This is a genomic window from Arsenicicoccus sp. oral taxon 190, assembly GCF_001189535.1.
Classification (GTDB): Bacteria; Actinomycetota; Actinomycetes; order Actinomycetales; family Dermatophilaceae; genus Arsenicicoccus.
In genome coordinates this window covers 1552608-1573014 of record NZ_CP012070.1, presented here as the reverse complement: position 1 = coordinate 1573014, position 20407 = coordinate 1552608, and the positions used below count along the sequence as shown (strand labels likewise).

Here is a 20407-nt window from a genome sequence, read left to right as displayed (position 1 = left end):
CGCTCGTTAGCGCGCTCGGCCCAGCTCGGCGGAGCGCTCGGTGGCCCGCCGGACCGCGGCGACGACGGCGGCCCGCACGGCCCGCTCGTCGAGCTCCGCCAGGGCGGCCATCGTGGTCCCGCCCGGCGAGCTCACGCGCTCGCGCAGCACGCTCGGGGAGTCCTCACCCTCGACCAGCATGGTGGCCGCGCCGAGGAGGGTCTGCGCCGCCAGCGTCGCGGCGACCTCGCGGGGCAGCCCCTGCAGGACGCCACCCTCGGTCATGGCCTCGGCCAGGTAGAACGCGTAGGCCGGGCCCGAGCCGCTGACGCCCGTGACCGCGTCCAGGTGCTTCTCGGGCAGCGCCAGGACCTGCCCGGACGGCGCCAGCACCCGCTGGGCCAGCTCGAGCTGCTCCTCGGAGCAGCGGCTGCCGGGGCTCACCACCGCCATCCCCTGCCCGACCAGGGCGGGGGTGTTGGGCATGACCCGCACCACGGCGACGTCGTCGGGCAGCGCCTCCTCGAGCGCCTGGCTGGTCACCCCGGCCGCGACGCTGACGACGAGGTCGTCGCCGCCGAGGTGCTCGGCCAGCGTCGCCAGCAGCCCCGGTACGTCACCCGGCTTGACCGCCACCACGTGCACGTCGGCGGCGCGCGCAGCCTCGGCCAGGTCGGACGTCGTGCGGACGGCATACGCCTCCCGCAGCCGGTCGAGCGCCGGAGGGTGCGCGTCCACCGCGACCACCTGGTCCGCCGGGTGGTCGCCCCCGACCAGCGCGGCGAGCAGCGCGGAGCCCATGGCTCCCACGCCGTAGAACGCGACGGTGCGCGCGCTGAGGTCTGTCATGGCGGTCTCCTTCGCTCGGCGCGCGATGGCCGGCGCTCGGTGGTCGGGTCGACAGCGTCAGTATGCCGAAGGCCACCGACAGGCCCTACCGGCGGGACAGCAGCGACCGGAGGAAGAAGGTGACGTTGGCGGGGCGCTCGGCGACGCGGCGCACGAGGTAGGAGTACCAGGCCGGGCCGTAGGCGACGTAGACGCGCATGCGCTCGCCGCGGTCGGCGATGGCGGTCTGCTCCAGGGGGCGGATGCCGAGGTACATCTGGTACTCGTAACGGTCGGGCCCGCGTCCCACCTCCCGGGCCAGGGCGCCGGCGATGTCGGTGATGCGCGGGTCGTGGGTGGCCACCATCGGGTAGCCCTCGCCCGCCATGAGGATCCGCAGGCACCGCACGTAGGACCGGTCGACGTCGGGGGCCGCGTCGAAGGACTTGCGCTCGTCGAGCTTGTAGGCGCCCTTGACCAGCCGGACCCGGGCGCCGGCGGCCGCCAGGTCACGGCAGTCCTGCTCGGTGCGCAGCAGGGCGGCCTGCACGGTGACGCCGACGCTCGGCAGGTCGGCCCGCAGGCGCTCGGCGATCTCCAGGGTCGGGGCGACGGTCTCGAGCCCCTCCATGTCGAGGGTCAGCTCGACGCCCGCGTTGTGGGCGGCCCGGGCGACCTGCTGCAGCTGCGACAGCGCGAGCGCCCGCCCGGTCTCCTGGTCGAGCCGGCCGAAGGCCTGGGGCCGGACGCTGAGCTCGAGGTCGTGGTCGGTCGTCAGCCGGCGACGCCCCGCCTCCGCGACGAGCTGGAGGTGCTCGCGCACCGTGGCGTCGCTGCGCGAGCGCGAGTCGGCGTCGGGCCCGAGGTAGGCCACCGTGACGGCGCGCCCGGTCTGCATCAGGTCGCGCGCGGCGTCGAGGGCCGAGCCGGTGGAGTCCCCGGCGATGTAGCGCCCGAGGATGTCCCGGGTGCCCGGCGAGTCCTCGATCACCGACTGGACGCGACCGAGCCGCGCCATCCGCAGGGATGCGACGCGCAGGGCGTCCCCGAGCTCCAACATGCGCCCCAGGCTAGACCGTCAGGCGGTCCTGCGGCGCAGCGTCGCGGCCCCGAGCGCGATCGCGGCGACGACGAAGACCGCCATGACCGCCACGTCGCGCCAGATGTCGCCGGTGCCGTCGCTGCGTCGGCTGATCGTCTGCATCGCGTCGACGGCATAGCTGAGGGGCAGGACGTCGCTGACCCGGGACAGGACGGTGGGCATGGCGTCCCGCGGGGTCAGCAGCCCGCACAGCAGGAACTGCGGCAGCACGAAGGCCGGCATGAACTGCACCGCCTGGAACTCCGTCGTCGCGAAGGCCGAGACGAAGAGCCCGAAGGTGCTGCCGAGGATCGCGTCGACGACGGCCACCACGACCAGCAGCGCCAGCGACCCGCGCACCTCCAGCCCGCACACCCAGACCGCGAAGGCGGTCGCCACCAGGGCCTGGACCAGCGCGAACGCCCCGAAGGCCAGGGCATAGCCGGCGAGCAGGTCGCCCTTGCCGAGGGGCGTGGTCCACAGCCGCTCCATCGTCCCGGAGGCCCGCTCGCGCAGGGTGGTGATGCTCGTGACGATGAACATCACCACGAAGGGGAACACGCCGAGCAGGGCGGGTCCGACCGCGTCGAAGACGGGGGTGCCGTCGTAGAGCCACGCCAGCAGCCCCAGCAGCACGCAGGGGACGACGAGCATCAGGGCGATGGTGCGCCGGTCGGAGCGGATCTGGGTGAGGATCCGGTGGGCCGTCACGAGGGTGAGCCGGGGGTTCATGAGCGCTCCTGCCGTATGCCGTCGACCCGTGTGCCGTCGACCCGTGTCCCGTCGACCCGGTCGATGAGGGTGAGGAAGGCCTGCTCGGCGTCGGTGGCGCCGGTGTCGCTGAGCAGATCGGGGTAGGTCGAGTCCGCCAGGATCTCGCCGTCGCGCACCAGCACCAACCGGTCGCAGCGGGCGGCCTCGTCCATGACGTGGCTGGACACCAGCAGCGTGACCCCGGTGTCGGCCAGCCGGTGGAAGAGGTCCCACAGGCTGCGGCGCAGCACCGGGTCGAGCCCGACGGTGGGCTCGTCGAGGACGAGCAGCCGCGGGTTGCCGACGAGGGAGCAGGCCAGCGAGGCGCGGCTGCGCTGGCCGCCGGAGAGGTTGCGGGCGTGGTCGTGGGCGTGGCTGGTGAGGTCCCACCAGGTCCAGGACCCGGGCCACTTCCGCCTCGACGTCCGTCCCGTCCTTGCCGCCCCTGCCTTCCGTCCCGTCTTTGCCGCCCCTGCCGCCCCTGCCGCCCTGGAGCAGGAGGCGAGCGAAGTAGGCGACGTTGTCGTGCACGGACAGGTCGTCGTAGACGCTCGGCGACTGGGTCGTGTAGCCGAGCTCCCGGCGCAGCTCCGGCGACCCGGCGGGCCGGCCGAGCACCAGGATCTCGCCGCCATGGGTGATCTGCACCCCGACGATCGAGCGCATGAGGGTGGACTTGCCGCCACCGGACGGACCGAGCAGGCCGACGACCTGCCCGGTCGGGACCATCAGGTCGATCCCGTGCAGGACCTCGCGAGGTCCACGCCGGACGACCAGGCCGCGCACCGCGATCGCGACGGCGTCGTCCGTGGGGACGGTGCCGGGCTCGTGGCGCCCTCGATGATTTTTCATCATGTGATGAATTTAGCGTTGCATGGCCGCCCCGACAAGAGCCTGACCCTCGGCGGGCGCGACTGGGTTCGCGCAAGACCGACCACAACCACACCCTTGGGCCACGTCGTGGTCGCCACCGGGCGGCATACCGACCACAACCACACCCTTGGGTCACGTGGTGGTCGGCAACCCGACCCGCCCGGTCGAGGGACTAGAGCTCCAGGTAGCGCTGCACGGTGGGGCCGACGTCGCGGACCAGGTCTTCGACGGACGCCTCGGCGACGCCGGGCACCTCGAGGACGTAGCGCAGCATGGCGAGCCCGATCAGCTGGGAGCCGACCAGCGCGGCCCGCGCGTCGACGCGCTGCGGCGACACGTGCGCCGCCAGCCGCCCCACCACCTCGCGCACGACGAACTCCCGCAGCAGCCGTGCGGCCGCGTCGTGGCTCGCCACCGAGCGCAGCAGCGCCGCCATCCGGTCGCGCCCCTCGGGCGAGTCCCACACCGACAGGAAGACCCGGACCACCGCCGCCCCCAGCTGGTCGTGGGGCAGCTGCAGGACCTCGTCGATGCGGCGCCGCGGGTTGACCGGCAGGTCCAGGGTCGCGGTGAAGAGGTCGGGCTTGCCGTCGAAGTAGTGGTGCACGAGGGCCGGGTCCACGCCGGCCGCCCGGGCGACGGCGCGTAGCGAGGTGGCGTCATACCCCTTGGCGGCGAACTCCTCGCGCGCGGCCCGGACGATGTCCGCCCGGGCGTCCTCCCCCGCGGGCCGACGGCCCCGGGGGCTCATGGTGCGCCGGCGGACGCGCCGGACGAGGCGGGCGCGGCGGGGGCCAGGTATCGACGGGCGAAGGCGAGGGACTCGGCGAGGTCCTCGCGGCGCTGGTGGGGGGTCCCGCGGCGGGTGCTGACCTCCACCACCACCGATCCGCCGAACTCCTGGGCGCTCAGGTGCTGCAGCAGCTCCTTGGCGGGCTGCGAGCCACGCCCGGGCACGAGGTGCTCGTCCAGCGCCGACCCCAGGCCGTCGGTCAGGTGGACGTGGTGGAGCCTGCCGCCGAGGGCCTGCGCCATCTCCAGGGAGTCCTCGCGGGCCGTCGCCGCGTGGGACAGGTCGAGCGTGACGTGGTCGTAGGGCTGCTCGACCGGGTCCCAGTGGGGCAGGTAGGCCTGGACGTAACGGTCGCCGGCACGCCAGGGGTACATGTTCTCGACGGCGATGGTGACGCCCGTCTCGTGCTCGCGCAGCGCCACCCCGTCGACGAACTCCCGCGCGTAGACCCGCTGCCAGCGGAACGGCGGGTGCACCACCACGGTGTCGCACCCGACCTCGCGGGCCAGCTCGATGGACAGGTCGATCTTGGGCCAGGGGGCCGCGTGCATGACCCGCTGGGTGAGCAGCAGCGTCGGGGCGTGGATCGAGACGATCGGCAGCTGGTGGCGCTGCGACAGGTCCCGCAGGGCGGCGGCGTCCTGGGAGACCGGGTCGGTGTAGACCATGACCTCGACGCCGTCGTAGCCCAGCTCCTCCGCGATCCGGAACGCGTCGCTCACCCGCTCCGGGTAGACGGAGGAGGTGGACAGCGCCACGCGGGGCTCTGGCCTCGGAACAGTCACGCCTGCGAGCCTAACCCCGCCGCTACTCCATCCGCATGAGGTCGAGCTCGTTGAGGATGACGCCCTCCCGCAGCGCCCACGGGCAGATCTCCAGGCGCTCCAGCTGCAGCAGGTCCATGGCGGCCTCGGCCACCAGCGCCCCGGCGAGCAGCTGGTGGGCGCGGCTCGCCGACACCCCGGGGAGCGCCGCACGCTGCCCGGCGGTCATGCCGGCCAGCCGCGGGACCAGGTCCGCGAGCGCCTCCCGCTCGAGGTGCCGCTTGACCTGCGCACCCTCGCTGGAGGGCGCCGCCCCGAGCACCCGGGCCAGGGTCCGCATGGTCTTGGAGGTGCCCACGGCCAGGTCGGGCGCGCCGGCCTTGGTCAGCTCGCGCATGTCGCGGGCGATGGTGGTGCGGATCCGGCGGCGGACCTCCCGGACGAGCTCCGGGGAGGGCGGGTCACCCTGCAGCATGGTGCGGGTCACCCGGCCGGCGCCGAGCTCGAAGGACACCGCGACGTCCGGGTCCTCGTCGAGACCCGCGGCGATCTCCAGCGAGCCGCCGCCGATGTCGACCACGAGCAGCCGCCCGCTGGACCACCCGAACCACCGCCGCACCGCCAGGAACGTCAGCCGCGCCTCGTCCGCCCCCGAGAGGATCTGCAGGTCGGCGCCGGTGCTCTCCCGGACCATCGCGAGCACGCCGTCGCCGTTGCCCGCCTCCCGGATCGCGCTGGTGACGAAGCCCATCACCCGCGCCACGCCCTGGTCCTCGACGATCCGCAGGCACTCCCCCGCGAACTTCTCCAGGGAGCGGACGCCCTGCTTGTCGATGTGCCCCTGCTCGTCGGTGTGCTCCGACAGCCGCAGCTCCATCTTGTGGCTGACGGCCGGCAACGGCCGAGCCCCCCAGTGGGCGTCGACGACGAGCATGTGGACGGTGTTGGACCCGATGTCGATCACTCCCAGGCGCATGCGCACGACGGTAGACCACCGGGACCGCCGTATCGTGTGCCGGTGCCCGAAACCCCGCTGGACATCCCGCGCACCTGGATCGAGTTCACCGACCCCGCCGACCCCGAGCAGCGGTACCGGTGCGACCTCACCTGGCTGACCTCACGGTGGACCTGCATCTACGGCGCCGGCTGCGCCGGTGTGTATGCCGAACGCCCCGACGACGGGTGCTGCACGCTCGGCGCGCACTTCACGGACGCGGACGACGTCGAGCGGGTGCGGCGGATCGCCCGGCGGATGCCGGCCGAGCGCTGGCAGCACCGCTCGACGGGTCTGTCCTCCGGGAAGGCTCGCGCGGGTGAGGAGCCCCTGGAGGGATGGCTGGAGCGTGAGGACGGGGAGCTCAAGACGCGCGTGGTCGACGGGGCCTGCGTCTTCCTCAACCGGCCGGGATTCCCTGGTGGGCATGGCTGCTCGTTGCACCAGTGGGCCGTCGAGCACGGCGAGGCGCCGCACACCGTCAAGCCCGACGTCTGCTGGCAGCTGCCGATCCGGCGGTCCTACCGCACCGTCGAGATGCCCGACGGGTCCAGCCAGCTCGAGATCTCGATCGGCGAGTTCGACCGCCGCGGCTGGGGGCCCGGGGGGCACGACCTGGACTGGTACTGCTCCGGCAACCCGCAGGCCCACGTCGGGCGGGAGCCGGTCTACCGCTCCAACGAGGGCGAGCTGCGCGAGCTGATGGGCGACGCGGCCTACGACGAGCTCGTCATCCGCTGCGAGGCGCAGCTCGCCGCGGTCAAGGCCGCCCGCGCGTCGGGGGCCCGCAAGCTGCTGCCGCTGCTCGTGCACCCCGCCACGCTGGAGGCGCAGGGCGAGGGCGCGGTCACCCGCAAGCGGCGGTGAGATCCGGTGGTGGAGCAGCGATCCCGTGACGGGTGGGTCGAGCCGAGCGCGGAACGGCTTGCGGCCGAGGCGATCCCGTCCCCCAACATCTGGGACGACCCCGACGGCTACGAGCTCGAGAACGCCGGCGTCGACCCCGACGGCGCGCTCGAGGCGACCATGCTGCGGCTCGCCGGGCGCGACCCCGAGCGCGGCTGGGACGGCCTCACGGTCCTCGACGTCGGGTGCGGATCCGGCTACCACCTACCGGGATTCGCGGCGAGCGCGGACCACGTCGTGGGGGCGGAGCCACACCGGCCGCTCGCCATACGGGCACGAGAACGTCTGGCACAGCAGGGGATCGACAACGCGACCGTCGTGCAGGCCGGCGCGCAGGCGCTGCCCCTGGCCGACGGCTCCGTGGACGTGCTGCACGCCCGCTGGGCGTACTTCTTCGGCGCGGGGTGCGAGCCCGGGCTCGCCGAGGTGGCGCGCGTGCTGCGGCCCGGGTCAACGGCTTTCGTGATCGACAACGACGCGACGCGGTCGACCTTCGGGGAGTGGTTCCGGCGCGCGTGGCCCACCTACGACCCGGCGGCGGTCGAGAGGTTCTGGCGGCGACAGGGGTGGTCGCGCGAGCAGGTGGACATCCGGTGGTCGCACCGCACGCGCGCGGACCTCGAGCGGGTGGTGCGGCTGGAGTTCACGCCCCACATGTCCGACTGGATCCTGGCCCGGCACGACGGGACCGAGGTCGACTACGCCGTCAACGTGTGGTGGCGCCGCGGGTGATCCCTGGGGGCGCGTGAGCTTCGAGCCGCTCAGGTCGGGCTGGTCCGGGCTCGATCCCCAGCGCGGCCAGGGTGTGGTCGATCACGTCGGCGCGGGGCGTCATACCGTCGACGTCGGTGAGCGCCACCCACTCGGCCCGGTCCGTGGATCCGTCCACCTCGGTCGTCCCCAGATGCCCGCCCGTGATCTGCGCCGCGTAGATGATCCGCACCGCCTTGAACGGGCGCTCGCGGCCTGGCTCGCGGCGCACCACGCTGGCCGTCGTGATCACCCGTCCGAGTCGGATGGTGTGCCCGGTCTCCTCCAGCACCTCCCGGACCACGGCTTCCTCGCACTGCTCGTCCAGCTCGACACCACCACCAGGCAGGGTCCAGCAGGCGGTGCGGCCACCGAGCCCGTTGTACCAGGTCAGAAGGATGTGATCCCTCTCGAGGATCGCGGCGTAGGCGGCCACGCGGGTGTCGTACTCGGTGAAGTGCATGGCCCCATCATCGGGCAGGTGAGGGGGCCTGTCGGTGCCGCCGTCTAGGTTGTCGCTCATGGCCAGACCTGCTACCAAGACCTCCAAGGCGACCTTCCGCTGCTCGGAGTGCGGCTGGACAACGCCCAAGTGGGTGGGCCGCTGCGGGGAGTGCCAGGCCTGGGGCTCGGTCAGCGAGGTGGGCGCGGTCCCGATCCGGACCCAGCCGGCGACGTATGTCGACCGCCCCGCCGTCCCCATCGCCGAGGTCGACGGGCGGCGGGCGGAGGCGCGCTCGACCGGGGTCGGGGAGTTCGACCGGGTGCTGGGTGGTGGCCTGGTGGCCGGCGCGGTCGTGCTCGTCGCGGGCGATCCCGGCATCGGCAAGTCCACCCTGTTGCTCGACGTGGCGGCCCAGGTCGCGCAGGCGGGCGGCACGGTGCTCTACGTCAGCGGGGAGGAGTCGGCCGCCCAGGTGCGGGTGCGCGCCGAGCGGATCGGCGCCGTCGCGGACCGGCTCTACCTCGCCTCCGAGACCGATCTGGGGACGCTCCTCGCGCAGGTCGAGGCGGTGCACCCCGACCTGCTGATCGTCGACTCGGTGCAGACCATCAGCTCCGCCGAGGTCGAGGGCAGCGCCGGCAACGTCTCCCAGGTGCGCGAGGTCGCCGCGAGCGTCATCGCCGCCGCCAAGCGCCGCGACATGGCGACCCTGCTCGTCGGCCACGTCACCAAGGACGGGTCGATCGCCGGCCCGCGGGTGCTGGAGCACCTGGTCGACGTCGTCGTGCAGTTCGAGGGCGAGCGGCACAGCCGGCTGCGGCTCGTGCGCGCCGTCAAGAACCGCTACGGCCCGACCGACGAGGTCGGCTGCTTCGACCTGTCCGACGTGGGGATCGTGGGGCTCGCCGACCCCAGTGGCCTCTTCCTGTCCAGCCGCGACACCGAGGTGGCGGGCACCTGCGTGACCGTCACCCTCGAGGGCCGCCGACCCCTCGTCAGCGAGGTCCAGGCGCTGCTCGACAAGACCGAGGCCAAGAACCCCCGCCGCACCACCAGCGGGGTCGACTACAACCGCACCGCGATGACCCTCGCCGTGCTGCACAAGCACAACTCGCTCAAGGTCCACGAGCACGACGCCTACGTCTCGACGGTGGGTGGGGTGCGGCTCACGGAGCCGGCCGCCGACCTCGCGGTGGCCATCGCCATCGCGTCTTCGATCCTGGACCGGCCGGTGCCGCCGGGGACGGTGGCGTTCGGGGAGGTCGGGCTGGCCGGCGAGGTGCGTCAGTGCACCGGGCTGCAGCGGCGGCTGGTGGAGGCGGCGCGGCTCGGGTTCCGACGGGCGATCGTCCCGAGCGGCACCCGCAGCCAGGGGCAGCTGCCCGAGGGCATCCAGATCCTCGAGGTCCCCAACACCCGCCGCGCGGTGGGCGTCGCCCTGGATGCGGCGCCGGACACGCAGCACCGGCCCGCCATACGGGCGGTGCCCTCGGGCGACGCCGCACCGTGACGCTGGGCTGATCGGAGTTCACACGGCGTGTGTCCGCAGTGACACTCTCGCTGCGCCGTTAGGATGACTCGGGAGACGTGCGGGCAACCACGCGTCGCCCGGAGCGTCGACGGCAGGGGGACGCCGTCGAGGACAAGGAGAGCGCGTGGACCGGTCGGACGACGACCTGATGCTGTCGGCCCTGGCCGCGGTGGCCCCTGGCACCGAGCTGCGCGACGGCCTCGAGCGGATCCTGCGCGGCCGCACCGGCGCGCTCATCGTGCTCGGCAACGACAAGCTCGTCGACCAGATCTCCACCGGCGGCTTCCCCATCGACATCGAGTTCTCCGCCACGCGGCTGCGCGAGCTGGCCAAGATGGACGGCGCCATCGTGGTGACCAGGGACATCGGGCGCATCGTGCGCGCGGCGACCCAGCTGCTGCCCGACGCCTCCATCGAGACCAGCGAGTCCGGCACCCGCCACCGCACCGCCGAGCGCGTCGCCAAGCAGACCGGCTACCCCGTGATCTCGGTGAGCCAGTCGATGCAGATCATCGCGCTCTACGTCAACGGCCAGCGCCGCGTCATCGAGAACTCCTCCGCCATCCTGTCCCACGCCAACCAGGCCCTCGCCACCCTCGGCCGCTACAAGGCGCGCCTCGACGAGGTCACCGGCACGCTGTCGGCCCTGGAGATCGAGGACCTCGTCACGGTCCGCGACGTCATGGCCGTCCTGCAGCGACTGGAGATGGTGCGCCGCATCAGCGAGGAGATCGAGGGCTACGTCGTCGAGCTCGGCACCGACGGCCGGCTCCTCAAGCTGCAGCTCGAGGAGCTGCTGCAGGGGCTCGGCAACGACCGCGAGCTGGTCATCCGCGACTACCTGCATGAGGCCACGACCCCCGACGAGGCGCCCGTCCAGAGCGGCCTCGCCGAGCTCGCGGGCCTGTCCACGCCTGAGCTCATCGACCTGCAGCTGCTCGCCCGGGCGCTCGGCTTCCCGAGCAGCGCCGACGTGCTCGACCAGGCCGTCAGCCCGATCGGTTTCCGACTGCTCTCCAAGATCCCGCGGCTCCCGGCAACCATCGTCGACCGGCTCGTCGACCACTTCGGCTCGCTGCAGCGGCTCCTGGCGGCCAGCCTGGAGGACCTCATGGACGTCGAGGGCGTCGGCGAGTCCCGCGCCCGGGCCGTGCGCGAGGGACTGTCGCGCCTGGCCGAGTCCAGCATCCTCGAGCGCTACGTCTGAGCGAGTCAGCACGCCGCGAGCCGGCGGGCGCGGCATACGTCATGGATCTCCACGAGCCCATCCTGCAGTGGTATGCCGACCACGCCCGCGACCTCCCCTGGCGCCACGAGTCCTGCTCTGCCTGGGGCGTGCTCGTGTCCGAGGTCATGCTGCAGCAGACCCCGGTCGCGCGCGTGCTGCCGGCCTGGGTCCAGTGGATGGAGCGGTGGCCGACGCCGCGAGACCTCGCGCTGGCCCCGGCGGGCGACGCGGTGCGCGCGTGGGGACGGCTCGGCTACCCGCGGCGGGCGCTGCGGCTGCACCAGTGCGCGACCGTGATCACCGAGGAGCACGGCGGCGTCGTCCCCACCACCGAGGCCACGCTGCTGACGCTGCCCGGGGTGGGGACGTACACCGCGGCGGCGGTGGCCTGCTTCGCGCACGGCGAGCGGACCGTGGTCGTCGACACCAACGTGCGCCGGGTGCAGGCGCGGGCGGTCACCGGGGTCGCGTTGCCGGCGCCCTCCCTGAGCCGCGCCGAGACGGCCGTGGCGGCGTCGCTGGTCCCGACCGACCCCGCCGTCGCCCGGGTCTGGAACGTCGCGGTGATGGAGCTCGGCGCGCTCGTGTGCACCGCGCGGTCCCCCCGGTGCGGTCAGTGCCCCGTCGCCGACCGGTGCGTATGGCGCCGCGCCGGCTCCCCGCCCTACGACGGCCCTGCGCGCAAGGCTCAGGGCTGGGCGGGCACGGACCGGCAGATCCGCGGCGCCATGATGGCGGTGCTGCGGGCCTCCGACGGGCCGGTGCGGCTGGCCGACCTGGCGGTGGCGTGCCCGGACGACGAGGTGCGGCGGATGCGCTGCCTGGACGGCCTGGTGTCCGACGGCCTGGTCGAACCCGTGGGCCGCGGCCGCTACCGCCTCCCCGCCTGACCCCTTCCCCGCCCCCTCTTCCGCCAACGTGGACGCTTTTGGTCCCCCAGACGCACAAGGGGACCACGATCGGGGGGAGACCGGGGGCGCAACGCGGTGCGCAGGGGCGAGGATGGAGCCATGCCTCGCATCGTGCCCCGCAAGATCGACGTCGACGCCGTGCAGAGGGCCGTGCGCCGCCCCGGCCCCGGCAGCACCGGCCCCGGCGGCACCGCCCCCCAGCCCGGCTCGGCCCCAGCCGATGTGGCTGACGTCGCACCTGCCGGCGGCCCTGACATCGCACCTGCCGGTGACGCTGACGCCCGACGCGGCGGGCTGCGGCGAGCCGTGCACCGCCGCATCGCGGCCCGCGCACCCAAGCTCGAGGCCCCGGCGGAGGCCGAGTCCGGGGTCGCCACCCCGGAGGCGCTCCGCGACGGCAGCACGGCGATCCGGCTCGCCGTGCTCGGAGAGTCCACCGCCCTCGGCATCGGCTGCGACGCTCCCGAGGAGATCCTGGCCGCCCAGCTCGCCCTGGTCTTCGCCGACCGCGAGCAGCGCCAGGTCGAGTGGCGCACCGCGGCGGCCGAGGGGGCCACCGTCGACTACTGCACCACCCACCTCGTCGACCGCCTCGCCCGCTCGCCGCTCGACGTCGTCGTGGTCGCCGCCGGGGTCAACGACCTGGTGCGGGGGCACCGGCCCCGGCGGTTCGCACGGGACGTGGAGGCGCTGGTCAACCGCATCACGGCGACCGCCCCCGGCGCCGCGGTCGTCGTCAGCGGCCTGCCCGACCCCACCGCCATGCCGCTGCTGCCCCGGCCGCTCGCCGCTCTCCTCGCCCGGCGGGCCCGCACCCTCGACGCGACCCTCGCGGACGCGGCCCGACGCCACCACGCGACGTTCGTGCCGATCCGGGACCTGCCGCTGGGCGCCGACCACCTCGCCGCCGACGGGTTCCACCCCGGGCCCGCGGGGTGCCGTGCGTGGGCCGAGGAGCTGGCGGGCGGTATACGGCTCGGGTGACGAGCCCCCCACCCCACGATCGTGGTCGGTTTGGGTCCCCAGGTGACCCATAACGTCCACGATCCGGGGCAGGGCAGGGCAGGGAAGGGTAGAGGCGGGGTGGGGCCGGGGCGGGATGGAGCCGGGGGTCAGAAGGAGAGCAGCATGCGGGTGTTGCCGAGGGTGTTGGGCTTCACCCGGTCCAGGTCCAGGAACTCCGCCGTGCCCTCGTCGTAGGACCGCACCAGCTCGGCGAACACGTCCGGCGTCACCGGCGCGCCCTGGATCGCGCGGAACCCGTGCCGCGCGAAGAAGTCCACCTCGAAGGTCAGGCAGAAGACGCGACTCACCCCGAGGTCGCGGGCGTCCTGCAGCAGCGCCTCGACCAGCCGGCCGCCGACGCCGTGCCCGACAGCGCTCTCCGCGACCGCGAGGGTGCGCACCTCCGCGACGTCCTCCCAGAAGACGTGCAGCGCGCCGCACCCCACGACCTGCCCGTCCAGCTCCGCGACCCGGAACTGCTGCACCGACTCGAAGTAGGAGACAGCGTCCTTGGCGAGCAGGATCCGGCGCTCGGCATACGGCTGGACCAGCGCGCGGATCGCGAGGACGTCGCTGGTCCGCGCGCGGCGCACCACCACGGAGGGCGCAGCTGCTGCCGCGCCGTCGTCGACCTGGTCCGTGCTCACGTCGCACCTTTCGTCGCCCGAGGGGCACAACCTAGCCCGCGGCGGGCCGCCCCGGTCGGGCGGCACCAGTCCGCGGACAGCGGTCGGCCCCGACCGCGCGGTGCGGTCAGGGCCGGCCCGTATGGCGCGCCCGGTGTCAGCCCTCGGACCCGGTCGCCTCGCCGCCGTCACGGCCACCCTCGAGGGCGACGTCCAGCGGCGGCAGGTCCGGGACGTCGGTGCCCCGGGTGCCGGTGAAGGTGAACTGCGCGTCCTTCTCGGCGCCGTCGGTGTCGACGAGGACGATCTCGCCGGCGGTCAGCTCGCCGTAGAGGATCTTCTCCGACAGCACGTCCTCGATGTTGCGCTGGATCGTGCGCCGCAGCGGCCGGGCCCCCATGACGGGGTCGTAGCCCTGCTTGGCGAGCAGCTCCTTGGCGGCCTTGGTGAGCTCGATGCCCATGTCCTTGTCCTTGAGCCGCTTGTCCAGCCGCGCGATGAACAGGTCGACGATCTGGACGATCTCGTCCTGCGTGAGCTGCGGGAAGACGATGACGTCGTCGACGCGGTTCAGGAACTCCGGCCGGAAGTGCTGCTTGAGCTCCTCGGAGACCTTCGACTTCATCCGGTCGTAGGAGGTGCCGGTGTCCGCGCCCGCGGAGAAGCCGAGCGAGACGCCCTTGGAGATGTCCCGGGTGCCGAGGTTGGTCGTCATGATGATGACGGTGTTCTTGAAGTCCACGACCCGGCCCTGGGAGTCGGTCAGGCGACCGTCCTCCAGGATCTGCAGCAGCGAGTTGAAGATGTCCGGGTGGGCCTTCTCGACCTCGTCGAACAGCACGACGGAGAACGGCTTGCGGCGCACCTTCTCGGTCAGCTGGCCACCCTCCTCGTAGCCGACGTAGCCGGGGGGCGAGCCGAACAGCCGCGACGCGGTGTGCTTCTCGCCGAACTCGGACATGTCGAGCTGGATGAGGCTGTCCTCGTCGCCGAAGAGGAACTCGGCGAGCGCCTTGGCGAGCTCGGTCTTGCCGACGCCCGTGGGGCCGGCGAAGATGAACGACCCACCGGGGCGACGCGGGTCCTTGAGCCCGGCGCGGGTGCGGCGGATGGCCTGGGACAGCGCCTTGATGGCGTCGTCCATGCCGACGATCCGCTTGTGCAGCTCGTCCTCCATGTGCAGGAGCCGGCTGGACTCCTCCTCGGTCAGCTTGAAGACCGGGATGCCCGTGGAGGCGCCCAGGACCTCGGCGATCAGCTCGTCGTCGACCTCGGCGACGACGTCCATGTCACCGGACTTCCACTGCTTCTCCCGCTCGGCCTTGGCCTCGACGAGCTTGCGCTCGTCGTCGCGCAGACCGGCTGCCTTCTCGAAGTCCTGGCCGTCGATCGCGGCCTCCTTCTCCCGGCGCACCGCGGCGATCTTGTCGTCGAACTCGCGCAGCTCCGGCGGGGCGGTCATGCGCTTGATGCGCAGCCGCGCACCGGCCTCGTCGATCAGGTCGATCGCCTTGTCCGGCAGGAAGCGGTCGTTGATGTAGCGGTCCGCGAGGTTGGCGGCCGAGGCCAGCGCGGCGTCGGTGATGGACACCCGGTGGTGCGCCTCGTAGCGGTCGCGCAGCCCCTTGAGGATCTCGATGGTGTGCGCGAGGGTCGGCTCGGCCACCTGGATCGGCTGGAACCGCCGCTCCAGGGCGGCGTCCTTCTCGATGTGCTTGCGGTACTCGTCCAGGGTGGTGGCGCCGATGACCTGCAGCTCGCCTCGGGCCAGCATCGGCTTGAGGATGCTGGCGGCGTCGATGGCGCCCTCGGCCGCGCCGGCGCCGACGAGCGTGTGGATCTCGTCGATGAACAGCACGATGTCCCCGCGGGTGCGGATCTCCTTGAGCACCTTCTTGAGGCGCTCCTCGAAGTCACCGCGGTAGCGGGACCCGGCGACGAGCGCGCCGAGGTCGAGGGTGTAGAGCTGCTTGTCCTTGAGCGTCTCGGGCACGTCGCCGCGGACGATGTCCTGGGCGAGGCCCTCGACGACGGCGGTCTTGCCGACGCCGGGCTCGCCGATCAGGACGGGGTTGTTCTTGGTGCGGCGGGACAGCACCTGCATGACCCGCTCGATCTCCTTGGCCCGCCCGATGACGGGGTCGAGCTTGCCGTCGCGGGCGGCCTGGGTCAGGTTGCGCCCGAACTGGTCGAGCACCAGCGAGCCGGCGGGGGTGCCCTCCTGCGGGCCGCCGGCGGCGGCGCCGACACCGGCCCCCGCGGTCTCCTTGCCCTGGTAGCCCGAGAGCAGCTGGATGACCGTCTGGCGGACGCGGTTGAGGTCGGCGCCCAGCTTGACGAGGACCTGGGCGGCGACGCCCTCGCCCTCGCGGATGAGCCCGAGCAGGATGTGCTCGGTGCCGATGTAGGAGTGGCCGAGCTGCAGCGCCTCGCGCAGCGACAGCTCGAGGACCTTCTTGGCCCGGGGGGTGAAGGGGATGTGACCGGTCGGGGCCTGCTGACCCTGGCCGATGATGTCCTGGACCTGCTCGCGCACGGCCTCGAGGGAGATGCCGAGGCTCTCGAGGGCCTTGGCGGCGACGCCCTCACCCTCGTGGATCAGGCCGAGCAGGATGTGCTCCGTCCCGATGTAGTTGTGGTTGAGCATGCGCGCTTCTTCCTGCGCGAGCACCACGACTCGACGGGCCCGGTCGGTGAACCGTTCGAACATCTCTGGTTGTCTCCTCGCTATCGAGATGCCTCGATGCTAGCTGCGTCGTGTGACGGACCCCCGCCCTGCGGCCCCGTCCGGTGCGGACGGCCTGCTGGAGCCCGTGACCTGACGTCGTCAACGCCCGCCCCGCCGTGGGTGTTCCGTGCTCACCCCTGCCGGGTGTTCGCTCTGAGCGGACGGGCCGGTCCCGTATGCCGTCAGCTGTCGCCGCGCACCGGGGTCGACTGGTGGTGGCGCAGCCGCCACCCGGCGTCGGTCAGCAACCAGGTCGAGGAGCGCCACGCGGCCCGCTGGGAGCGGTGGGCGCGGTAGGTCACCAGCACCACGCCGGGCGCCAGCAGCTCGGCCTCGAGCCGGTCCACGGTCAGCGAGCTGGTCGAGTCGTCCACCGGAGCGTCCAGCATGGAGTCACGGTCGTAGACCTGACCGCTCGGGGCGAACTCGCTGAAGAACTCGTGCAGCAGCGCCTGCACGCCCAGGGGGTCGCGGCGCAGCTGCGGGTCGAGCAGCTGCATCTCCAGCTCCACCACCCGCTCCAGCTCCGCGGTGCTCGGGTCCTGCGGCTGCTGCGACGGCTGAGGCGGGTGCGGCTCGGTGCTGGCGGGCATGTCACTCCTCGGGGCGCGGGGACCCGGGCGTCGTCGTGGTCGAGGGGATGCCGCGACGAACGCGGCGGGGGCACGCGATGCACACCGAGGCCCCCGGCAGAGCGTAGATGAAGCAGCAGGACGCCCGCAGCCAGTCACGCTCCGTGTCCTGCGGGCGGTCGCCGATCGGGCTGCCGGCCGCGGCCAGAGCCTGCCGCGACGCCAGGTGCCACACGTCGTCGACCATCCCGAGCCGCTGCCGGCTGGACATCCGCACGCCGGGGGCGGCATACGCACCGGCCACCCGCTCCGCGTGCTCCCGGTAGCGCTGCTCGGCGCGGGCCCGCCGGACCCCCGCCGCGGCCACCACCTGATGCTGGGCCCCCGGGGCCAGCCGGACCCGGTGCGGGTAGCCCTGGGTGGGGTGCGGCTCGATCACCAGGGCGCCGGGCGCGACGTCGAGCACCCACGGCCCGACCTCGGCCGCGAGGGCCGCGGGGTAGGCCAGCGCGTCGAGGTACCACCCCAGCACGAAGGTCGCGGCCACGTGCGGCGGCGGCTGCGAGCCGGCGGCGTAGGTGCGCCGCCAGCCCCGCGCGACCCGCTCCCGCCAGGCGGCCAGCTGCTCGAGACCCCGCTCGGTCCCGGCGGCGACCGCCGCGGTGTCGACGTGAGGCGTTCCGGACGCCGCATCGCCCGGCGCGACCGTGAGGTCGAGCCAGGCGATGCGGGTGGAGACGAGGTCGCAGGCGAGCTCGAGCTCGCCGCCGGCCAGCGGGTAGGCCACGTGGTCAGTGGGCCCTGTCGTAGGCCTGCTGCAGCTCGGCGGAGACGCGGCCGCGGTCGGAGACCTGGAAGCCGTTCTGCCGGCCCCACTCGCGGACCTCGTTGAGGTTGCCGCCGCGGCTCGCCGCGGGCTTGCGGCCGGTGGTCCTGCGGCCGCCGGACCGGCGGGCGTGGCCCACCCAGGAGGCGAGGTCGTCGCGCAGCTTGGCGGCGTTGTCCTCGGACAGGTCGATCTCGTAGCTCACGCCGTCGAGCGCAAAGCTCACGGTCTCCGCAGCGGCGCCGCCGTCGATGTCGTCCTCGAGGATGACCTGAATGCGCTGGGCCATTGTGTCTGCTCCTTGGTCGGTGACGGGAAAACGAGGGAGAATTCCCTGACGACAAAAGATAGGGCCCCGTGATGCTCCTGGTCAAAGACTGAATTCTTGGCGAGGATCATTCGGTGCGGTCGGTCTCGCGCTCTTGCTGCTCACGCTCCCACTGCGCGTGCGCGATCCGCTCACGCCGATCACCTTCGAGGACGTTCTTCATGACGTGCCAGAAGATGAAGAGCACTCCGGCCGTCGGTGCCAGCGCGATGAAGACCTTCCATGCCATGTCCACGGTATTTCACCTCCCGGGATTGTCGGTGACCCGACCGGATCGGATCATGATCGTCGAGCCGTGATCACTGCTGCGGCTTCAGGTGCGGGAAGAGGATCGTCTCGCGAATTCCGGTGCCGGTGAGCAGCATGATCAACCGGTCGACGCCCATGCCGGTGCCACCCATCGGGGGCGCGCCGTACTCCAGCGCCCGCAGGAAGTCCTCGTCCAGCTCCATGGCCTGGTCGTCGCCGCCGGCCGCCAGCACCGCCTGCGCGGTGAGCCGCTCCCGCTGCACCACCGGGTCGACGAGCTCGGTGTAGGACGGCGCCAGCTCGACGCCACCCACGATGAGGTCCCACGCCTCGACCAGGCCGGGCGCCGAGCGGTGGGCCCGGGCGAGCGGGCGCACCGACTCGGGGTAGTCGCACACGAAGGTCGGCTGGATCAGCGTCTCCTCCACCAGCTGCTCGAACAGCTCGAGGATGATCTCGCCCGCGCCCCAGCCCGGCTTGAGCGCGATGTCCCGGCCCTCGGCGAGGCGCCGAAGCCGGGCGACGTTGTCGGGGTCCTCCTCGGCCGTCACCTGCTCGCCCAGCGCGTCGCTGACGCCCTCGCAGATCGGCAGCCAGCGCCACTCCCCCGACAGGTCGATCTCGCGGCCGCGGTAGTCCGTCAGCGTCGTGCCGCGACCGGTCGCCTCGGCGGCATCCAGGATGATGGCGCGCGTGCGGTCGGCAGCGGTGAACTGATCGCCATACGCCTCGTAGAACTCGAGCTCGGTGAACTCCGGAGAATGCGTGGAGTCGACCCCTTCGTTGCGAAAGACCTTGCCGATCTCGTAGACCCGGTCCACGCCGCCGACGACCGCGCGCTTGAGCCACAGCTCGGTGTAGGAACGGAGGTTCATGTCGATGTCGAAGGCATTGAGGTGCGTGACGAAGGGTGATGCCGCACCACCATGGGAAAGATTGAGGATCGGCGTCTCGACCTCCACGAAACCCACCCCGTCGAGGGTGGCCCGGATCGAGCGCAGCACCGTCGCGCGCAGCCGCACCATGTCCCGGGCTTCCTGACGCACGATCAGGTCGGCATAACGCTGCCGGACCCGCGTCTCCTCGGAAAGGTCCTTGTGCAGCGTCGGCAACGGGCGCAGCGCCTTGCTGACCATCGACCAGCTGGTGCCCATCACCGACAGCTCGCCGCGGCGGCTGCGGATCACGCGGCCCTGCACGCACACGTGGTCACCGAGGTCGACGTCGGCCTTCCAGGCGTCGAGCGCCTCCGGCCCGACCTCGGCCAGGCTCAGCATGACCTGCAGCCGGGTGCCGGGGCCCTCCTGGAGGGTGGCGAAGCACAGCTTGCCGGTGTTGCGCAGGAAGACGACCCGCCCGGCGACCCCCACCGCGTCCTGGGTCTCCTCCCCGGTCTCCAGGTGGTCCCAGCCCTCGCGCACCTCGGCCAGGGTGTGGCTGCGGGGCACCGACACCGCGTAGGGCGCCTCGCCCCTGTCGAGCAACCGCTGACGCTTCTCGCGCCGCACCCGCATCTGCTCGGGGACGTCCTGGTCGGGCGCCAGCGGCTCGGGCTGCTGGGTCTGCTCGGGGGTGTCGGTCATGGGGTCAAGCCTAGTGGCGCGGGACACTGGCTCCCGACGAAAGGAAGCCGCCACCATGTCGCCTCGCACCCGCCGCCCCCTGGCGCTCGTTCTCGCCGTCGGGGCCGCCGCGTCCGTCTCGGGGTGCACGGCCCTGTCGACCGGCTACGCCCCGCCCGTCACCGTCACGGTGACGCCCACGGTCACGGTGACGGCCAAGACCGCCCCGACGACGGCGGCGCCGACCCCGACGCCCACCCCCACCGCGACCCGCAACCCCGACCTGCGCAGCGCCGTCCGGGGCCGGGCCTTCGACCTCGGCACCATCACGTCCGTCGACCAGCAGGGCGGCAACCAGGTCATCGTCCTGGACCGGTGGACGGTGCGCGGCCGCTCGGACGGCTCGGTGGGCCGCACCGGCATCGACCTGACGCCCTCCTCGGGCGCGTCGTTCAGCAACCGCAACGCCATCTCGTTCCGGATCCCGGTGGACCCGGCGGCGCAGATCGTCAGGCAGACCTGCACGAGCCCGGACGCGCCGGCCGCGACGGCCAAGGCCACCCTCCAGGACCTGCAGGCGCTGCCCGACCAGGCCGCGATCGTCAAGATCACCCTCGACGACCAGGGCTGGGCGACCAAGGTGGAGAGCAACCCCGTCTGCCCGTGAGCGCTCCC

At 72.8% G+C, this 20407-nt stretch carries 22 protein-coding genes and 1 pseudogene; 7 read left to right on the top strand and 16 right to left on the bottom strand.

The window, feature by feature from the left end; all coding sequences use genetic code 11:
- Positions 1 to 6: 6 nt before the first annotated feature.
- From proC to ADJ73_RS07370, 8 genes and pseudogenes are all read right to left on the bottom strand, one after another.
- On the bottom strand, positions 7 to 828 hold the full coding sequence (gene proC, locus ADJ73_RS07400) for a pyrroline-5-carboxylate reductase (protein WP_050347742.1): 822 nt from the start codon (positions 826 to 828) through the stop codon (positions 7 to 9).
- 85 nt (positions 829 to 913) lie between these two features.
- Entirely contained in the window at positions 914 to 1867 is a 954-nt protein-coding gene (locus tag ADJ73_RS07395) for a proline dehydrogenase family protein (RefSeq protein WP_050347741.1), read from the bottom strand.
- An 18-nt stretch (positions 1868 to 1885) separates the two neighbouring features.
- Positions 1886 to 2620: an ABC transporter permease gene (locus tag ADJ73_RS07390; protein WP_050347740.1), complete on the bottom strand. Its 735-nt coding sequence runs from the start codon at positions 2618 to 2620 to the stop codon at positions 1886 to 1888.
- Positions 2617 to 2961, bottom strand: a complete 345-nt coding sequence (locus ADJ73_RS17905) for an AAA family ATPase (protein WP_441293946.1) — start codon at positions 2959 to 2961, stop codon at positions 2617 to 2619. Before ADJ73_RS17905 ends, ADJ73_RS07390 begins: the two co-directional genes overlap by 4 nt.
- A gap of 124 nt (positions 2962 to 3085) precedes the next feature.
- A pseudogene (locus ADJ73_RS17900) lies at positions 3086 to 3370 on the bottom strand (ATP-binding cassette domain-containing protein); the annotation flags it as partial.
- A 316-nt stretch (positions 3371 to 3686) separates the two neighbouring features.
- Positions 3687 to 4265, bottom strand: coding sequence for a TetR/AcrR family transcriptional regulator (locus ADJ73_RS07380; protein WP_050347739.1), 579 nt, complete (start codon positions 4263 to 4265; stop codon positions 3687 to 3689).
- The gene (locus ADJ73_RS07375) at positions 4262 to 5092 is read right to left on the bottom strand and encodes a sugar phosphate isomerase/epimerase family protein (RefSeq protein WP_050347738.1); all 831 of its coding nucleotides are present in this window, start codon (positions 5090 to 5092) and stop codon (positions 4262 to 4264) included. Before ADJ73_RS07375 ends, ADJ73_RS07380 begins: the two co-directional genes overlap by 4 nt.
- Positions 5093 to 5114: 22 nt before the next feature.
- The gene (locus ADJ73_RS07370) at positions 5115 to 6047 is read right to left on the bottom strand and encodes a Ppx/GppA phosphatase family protein (RefSeq protein ID WP_050347737.1); all 933 of its coding nucleotides are present in this window, start codon (positions 6045 to 6047) and stop codon (positions 5115 to 5117) included.
- Between the two features lie 42 nt (positions 6048 to 6089).
- Here ADJ73_RS07370 and ADJ73_RS07365 point away from each other — a divergent pair, with 42 nt between their 5' ends.
- Positions 6090 to 6932 (top strand): hypothetical protein, encoded by an 843-nt coding sequence (locus ADJ73_RS07365; protein WP_050349303.1) that lies wholly within the window; start codon positions 6090 to 6092, stop codon positions 6930 to 6932.
- Positions 6933 to 6941: 9 nt separating this feature from the next.
- A complete protein-coding gene (locus ADJ73_RS07360; RefSeq protein ID WP_050349302.1) occupies positions 6942 to 7703 on the top strand; it encodes a class I SAM-dependent methyltransferase in 762 nt (253 codons plus the stop codon).
- Here ADJ73_RS07360 and ADJ73_RS07355 read toward each other — a convergent pair.
- A complete protein-coding gene (locus ADJ73_RS07355; RefSeq protein WP_082176815.1) occupies positions 7678 to 8184 on the bottom strand; it encodes an NUDIX domain-containing protein in 507 nt (168 codons plus the stop codon). The genes ADJ73_RS07360 and ADJ73_RS07355 overlap by 26 nt on opposite strands.
- A 58-nt stretch (positions 8185 to 8242) precedes the next feature.
- On the opposite strand from ADJ73_RS07355, the gene radA reads away from it, so the two are divergent.
- The 4 genes from radA to ADJ73_RS07335 all read left to right on the top strand — a co-directional run bounded on the left by radA (position 8243) and on the right by ADJ73_RS07335 (position 12820).
- A complete protein-coding gene (gene radA / locus ADJ73_RS07350) occupies positions 8243 to 9676 on the top strand; it encodes a DNA repair protein RadA (protein ID WP_082176814.1) in 1434 nt (477 codons plus the stop codon).
- Between the two features lie 169 nt (positions 9677 to 9845).
- The gene (gene disA, locus ADJ73_RS07345) at positions 9846 to 10904 is read left to right on the top strand and encodes a DNA integrity scanning diadenylate cyclase DisA (RefSeq protein ID WP_050349301.1); all 1059 of its coding nucleotides are present in this window, start codon (positions 9846 to 9848) and stop codon (positions 10902 to 10904) included.
- 41 nt (positions 10905 to 10945) lie between these two features.
- Entirely contained in the window at positions 10946 to 11815 is an 870-nt protein-coding gene (locus ADJ73_RS07340; protein WP_050347736.1) for an A/G-specific adenine glycosylase, read from the top strand.
- Between the two features lie 120 nt (positions 11816 to 11935).
- Positions 11936 to 12820, top strand: coding sequence for an SGNH/GDSL hydrolase family protein (locus ADJ73_RS07335; RefSeq protein WP_050347735.1), 885 nt, complete (start codon positions 11936 to 11938; stop codon positions 12818 to 12820).
- A 128-nt stretch (positions 12821 to 12948) separates the two neighbouring features.
- Here the strand turns inward: ADJ73_RS07335 and ADJ73_RS07330 are convergent, their stop codons facing one another.
- The 7 genes from ADJ73_RS07330 to lysS all read right to left on the bottom strand — a co-directional run bounded on the left by ADJ73_RS07330 (position 12949) and on the right by lysS (position 19753).
- On the bottom strand, positions 12949 to 13488 hold the full coding sequence (locus tag ADJ73_RS07330) for an amino-acid N-acetyltransferase (protein ID WP_050347734.1): 540 nt from the start codon (positions 13486 to 13488) through the stop codon (positions 12949 to 12951).
- A 136-nt stretch (positions 13489 to 13624) separates the two neighbouring features.
- Complete coding sequence (locus ADJ73_RS07325; RefSeq protein ID WP_050347733.1) at positions 13625 to 16177, bottom strand: ATP-dependent Clp protease ATP-binding subunit; 2553 nt, start codon at positions 16175 to 16177, stop codon at positions 13625 to 13627.
- A gap of 200 nt (positions 16178 to 16377) precedes the next feature.
- Positions 16378 to 16788, bottom strand: a complete 411-nt coding sequence (locus tag ADJ73_RS07320) for a nuclear transport factor 2 family protein (protein WP_050347732.1) — start codon at positions 16786 to 16788, stop codon at positions 16378 to 16380.
- Position 16789: 1 nt separating this feature from the next.
- Positions 16790 to 17554, bottom strand: a complete 765-nt coding sequence (locus ADJ73_RS07315) for a (2Fe-2S)-binding protein (RefSeq protein ID WP_050347731.1) — start codon at positions 17552 to 17554, stop codon at positions 16790 to 16792.
- Positions 17555 to 17558: 4 nt separating this feature from the next.
- Positions 17559 to 17882 (bottom strand): histone-like nucleoid-structuring protein Lsr2, encoded by a 324-nt coding sequence (locus ADJ73_RS07310; RefSeq protein ID WP_050347730.1) that lies wholly within the window; start codon positions 17880 to 17882, stop codon positions 17559 to 17561.
- 106 nt (positions 17883 to 17988) lie between these two features.
- On the bottom strand, positions 17989 to 18150 hold the full coding sequence (locus tag ADJ73_RS16925; protein WP_156188161.1) for a lysyl-tRNA synthetase: 162 nt from the start codon (positions 18148 to 18150) through the stop codon (positions 17989 to 17991).
- A 70-nt stretch (positions 18151 to 18220) separates the two neighbouring features.
- Complete coding sequence (gene lysS / locus ADJ73_RS07305; protein WP_050347729.1) at positions 18221 to 19753, bottom strand: lysine--tRNA ligase; 1533 nt, start codon at positions 19751 to 19753, stop codon at positions 18221 to 18223.
- Between the two features lie 55 nt (positions 19754 to 19808).
- On the opposite strand from lysS, the gene ADJ73_RS17300 reads away from it, so the two are divergent.
- Entirely contained in the window at positions 19809 to 20399 is a 591-nt protein-coding gene (locus ADJ73_RS17300; RefSeq protein WP_050347728.1) for a hypothetical protein, read from the top strand.
- The last annotated feature ends 8 nt before the right edge of the window (positions 20400 to 20407 follow it).

Excerpts from the sequence above, each read along its gene's own strand:
- lysS (WP_050347729.1), bottom strand. The coding sequence starts at position 19,753 with ATGACCGACACCCCCGAGCAGACCCAGCAGCCCGAGCCGCTGGCGCCC.
- proC (WP_050347742.1), bottom strand. The coding sequence starts at position 828 with ATGACAGACCTCAGCGCGCGCACCGTCGCGTTCTACGGCGTGGGAGCC.
- ADJ73_RS07310 (WP_050347730.1), bottom strand. The coding sequence starts at position 17,882 with ATGGCCCAGCGCATTCAGGTCATCCTCGAGGACGACATCGACGGCGGC.
- ADJ73_RS07355 (WP_082176815.1), bottom strand. The coding sequence starts at position 8,184 with ATGCACTTCACCGAGTACGACACCCGCGTGGCCGCCTACGCCGCGATC.
- radA (WP_082176814.1), top strand. The coding sequence starts at position 8,243 with ATGGCCAGACCTGCTACCAAGACCTCCAAGGCGACCTTCCGCTGCTCG.
- ADJ73_RS07370 (WP_050347737.1), bottom strand. The coding sequence starts at position 6,047 with ATGCGCCTGGGAGTGATCGACATCGGGTCCAACACCGTCCACATGCTC.
- ADJ73_RS07390 (WP_050347740.1), bottom strand. The coding sequence starts at position 2,620 with ATGAACCCCCGGCTCACCCTCGTGACGGCCCACCGGATCCTCACCCAG.
- ADJ73_RS16925 (WP_156188161.1), bottom strand. The coding sequence starts at position 18,150 with ATGGCATGGAAGGTCTTCATCGCGCTGGCACCGACGGCCGGAGTGCTC.
- disA (WP_050349301.1), top strand. The coding sequence starts at position 9,846 with ATGCTGTCGGCCCTGGCCGCGGTGGCCCCTGGCACCGAGCTGCGCGAC.
- ADJ73_RS07380 (WP_050347739.1), bottom strand. The coding sequence starts at position 4,265 with ATGAGCCCCCGGGGCCGTCGGCCCGCGGGGGAGGACGCCCGGGCGGAC.
- ADJ73_RS07340 (WP_050347736.1), top strand. The coding sequence starts at position 10,946 with ATGGATCTCCACGAGCCCATCCTGCAGTGGTATGCCGACCACGCCCGC.
- ADJ73_RS07395 (WP_050347741.1), bottom strand. The coding sequence starts at position 1,867 with ATGTTGGAGCTCGGGGACGCCCTGCGCGTCGCATCCCTGCGGATGGCG.
- ADJ73_RS07320 (WP_050347732.1), bottom strand. The coding sequence starts at position 16,788 with ATGCCCGCCAGCACCGAGCCGCACCCGCCTCAGCCGTCGCAGCAGCCG.
- ADJ73_RS17300 (WP_050347728.1), top strand. The coding sequence starts at position 19,809 with ATGTCGCCTCGCACCCGCCGCCCCCTGGCGCTCGTTCTCGCCGTCGGG.
- ADJ73_RS07325 (WP_050347733.1), bottom strand. The coding sequence starts at position 16,177 with ATGTTCGAACGGTTCACCGACCGGGCCCGTCGAGTCGTGGTGCTCGCG.
- ADJ73_RS07335 (WP_050347735.1), top strand. The coding sequence starts at position 11,936 with ATGCCTCGCATCGTGCCCCGCAAGATCGACGTCGACGCCGTGCAGAGG.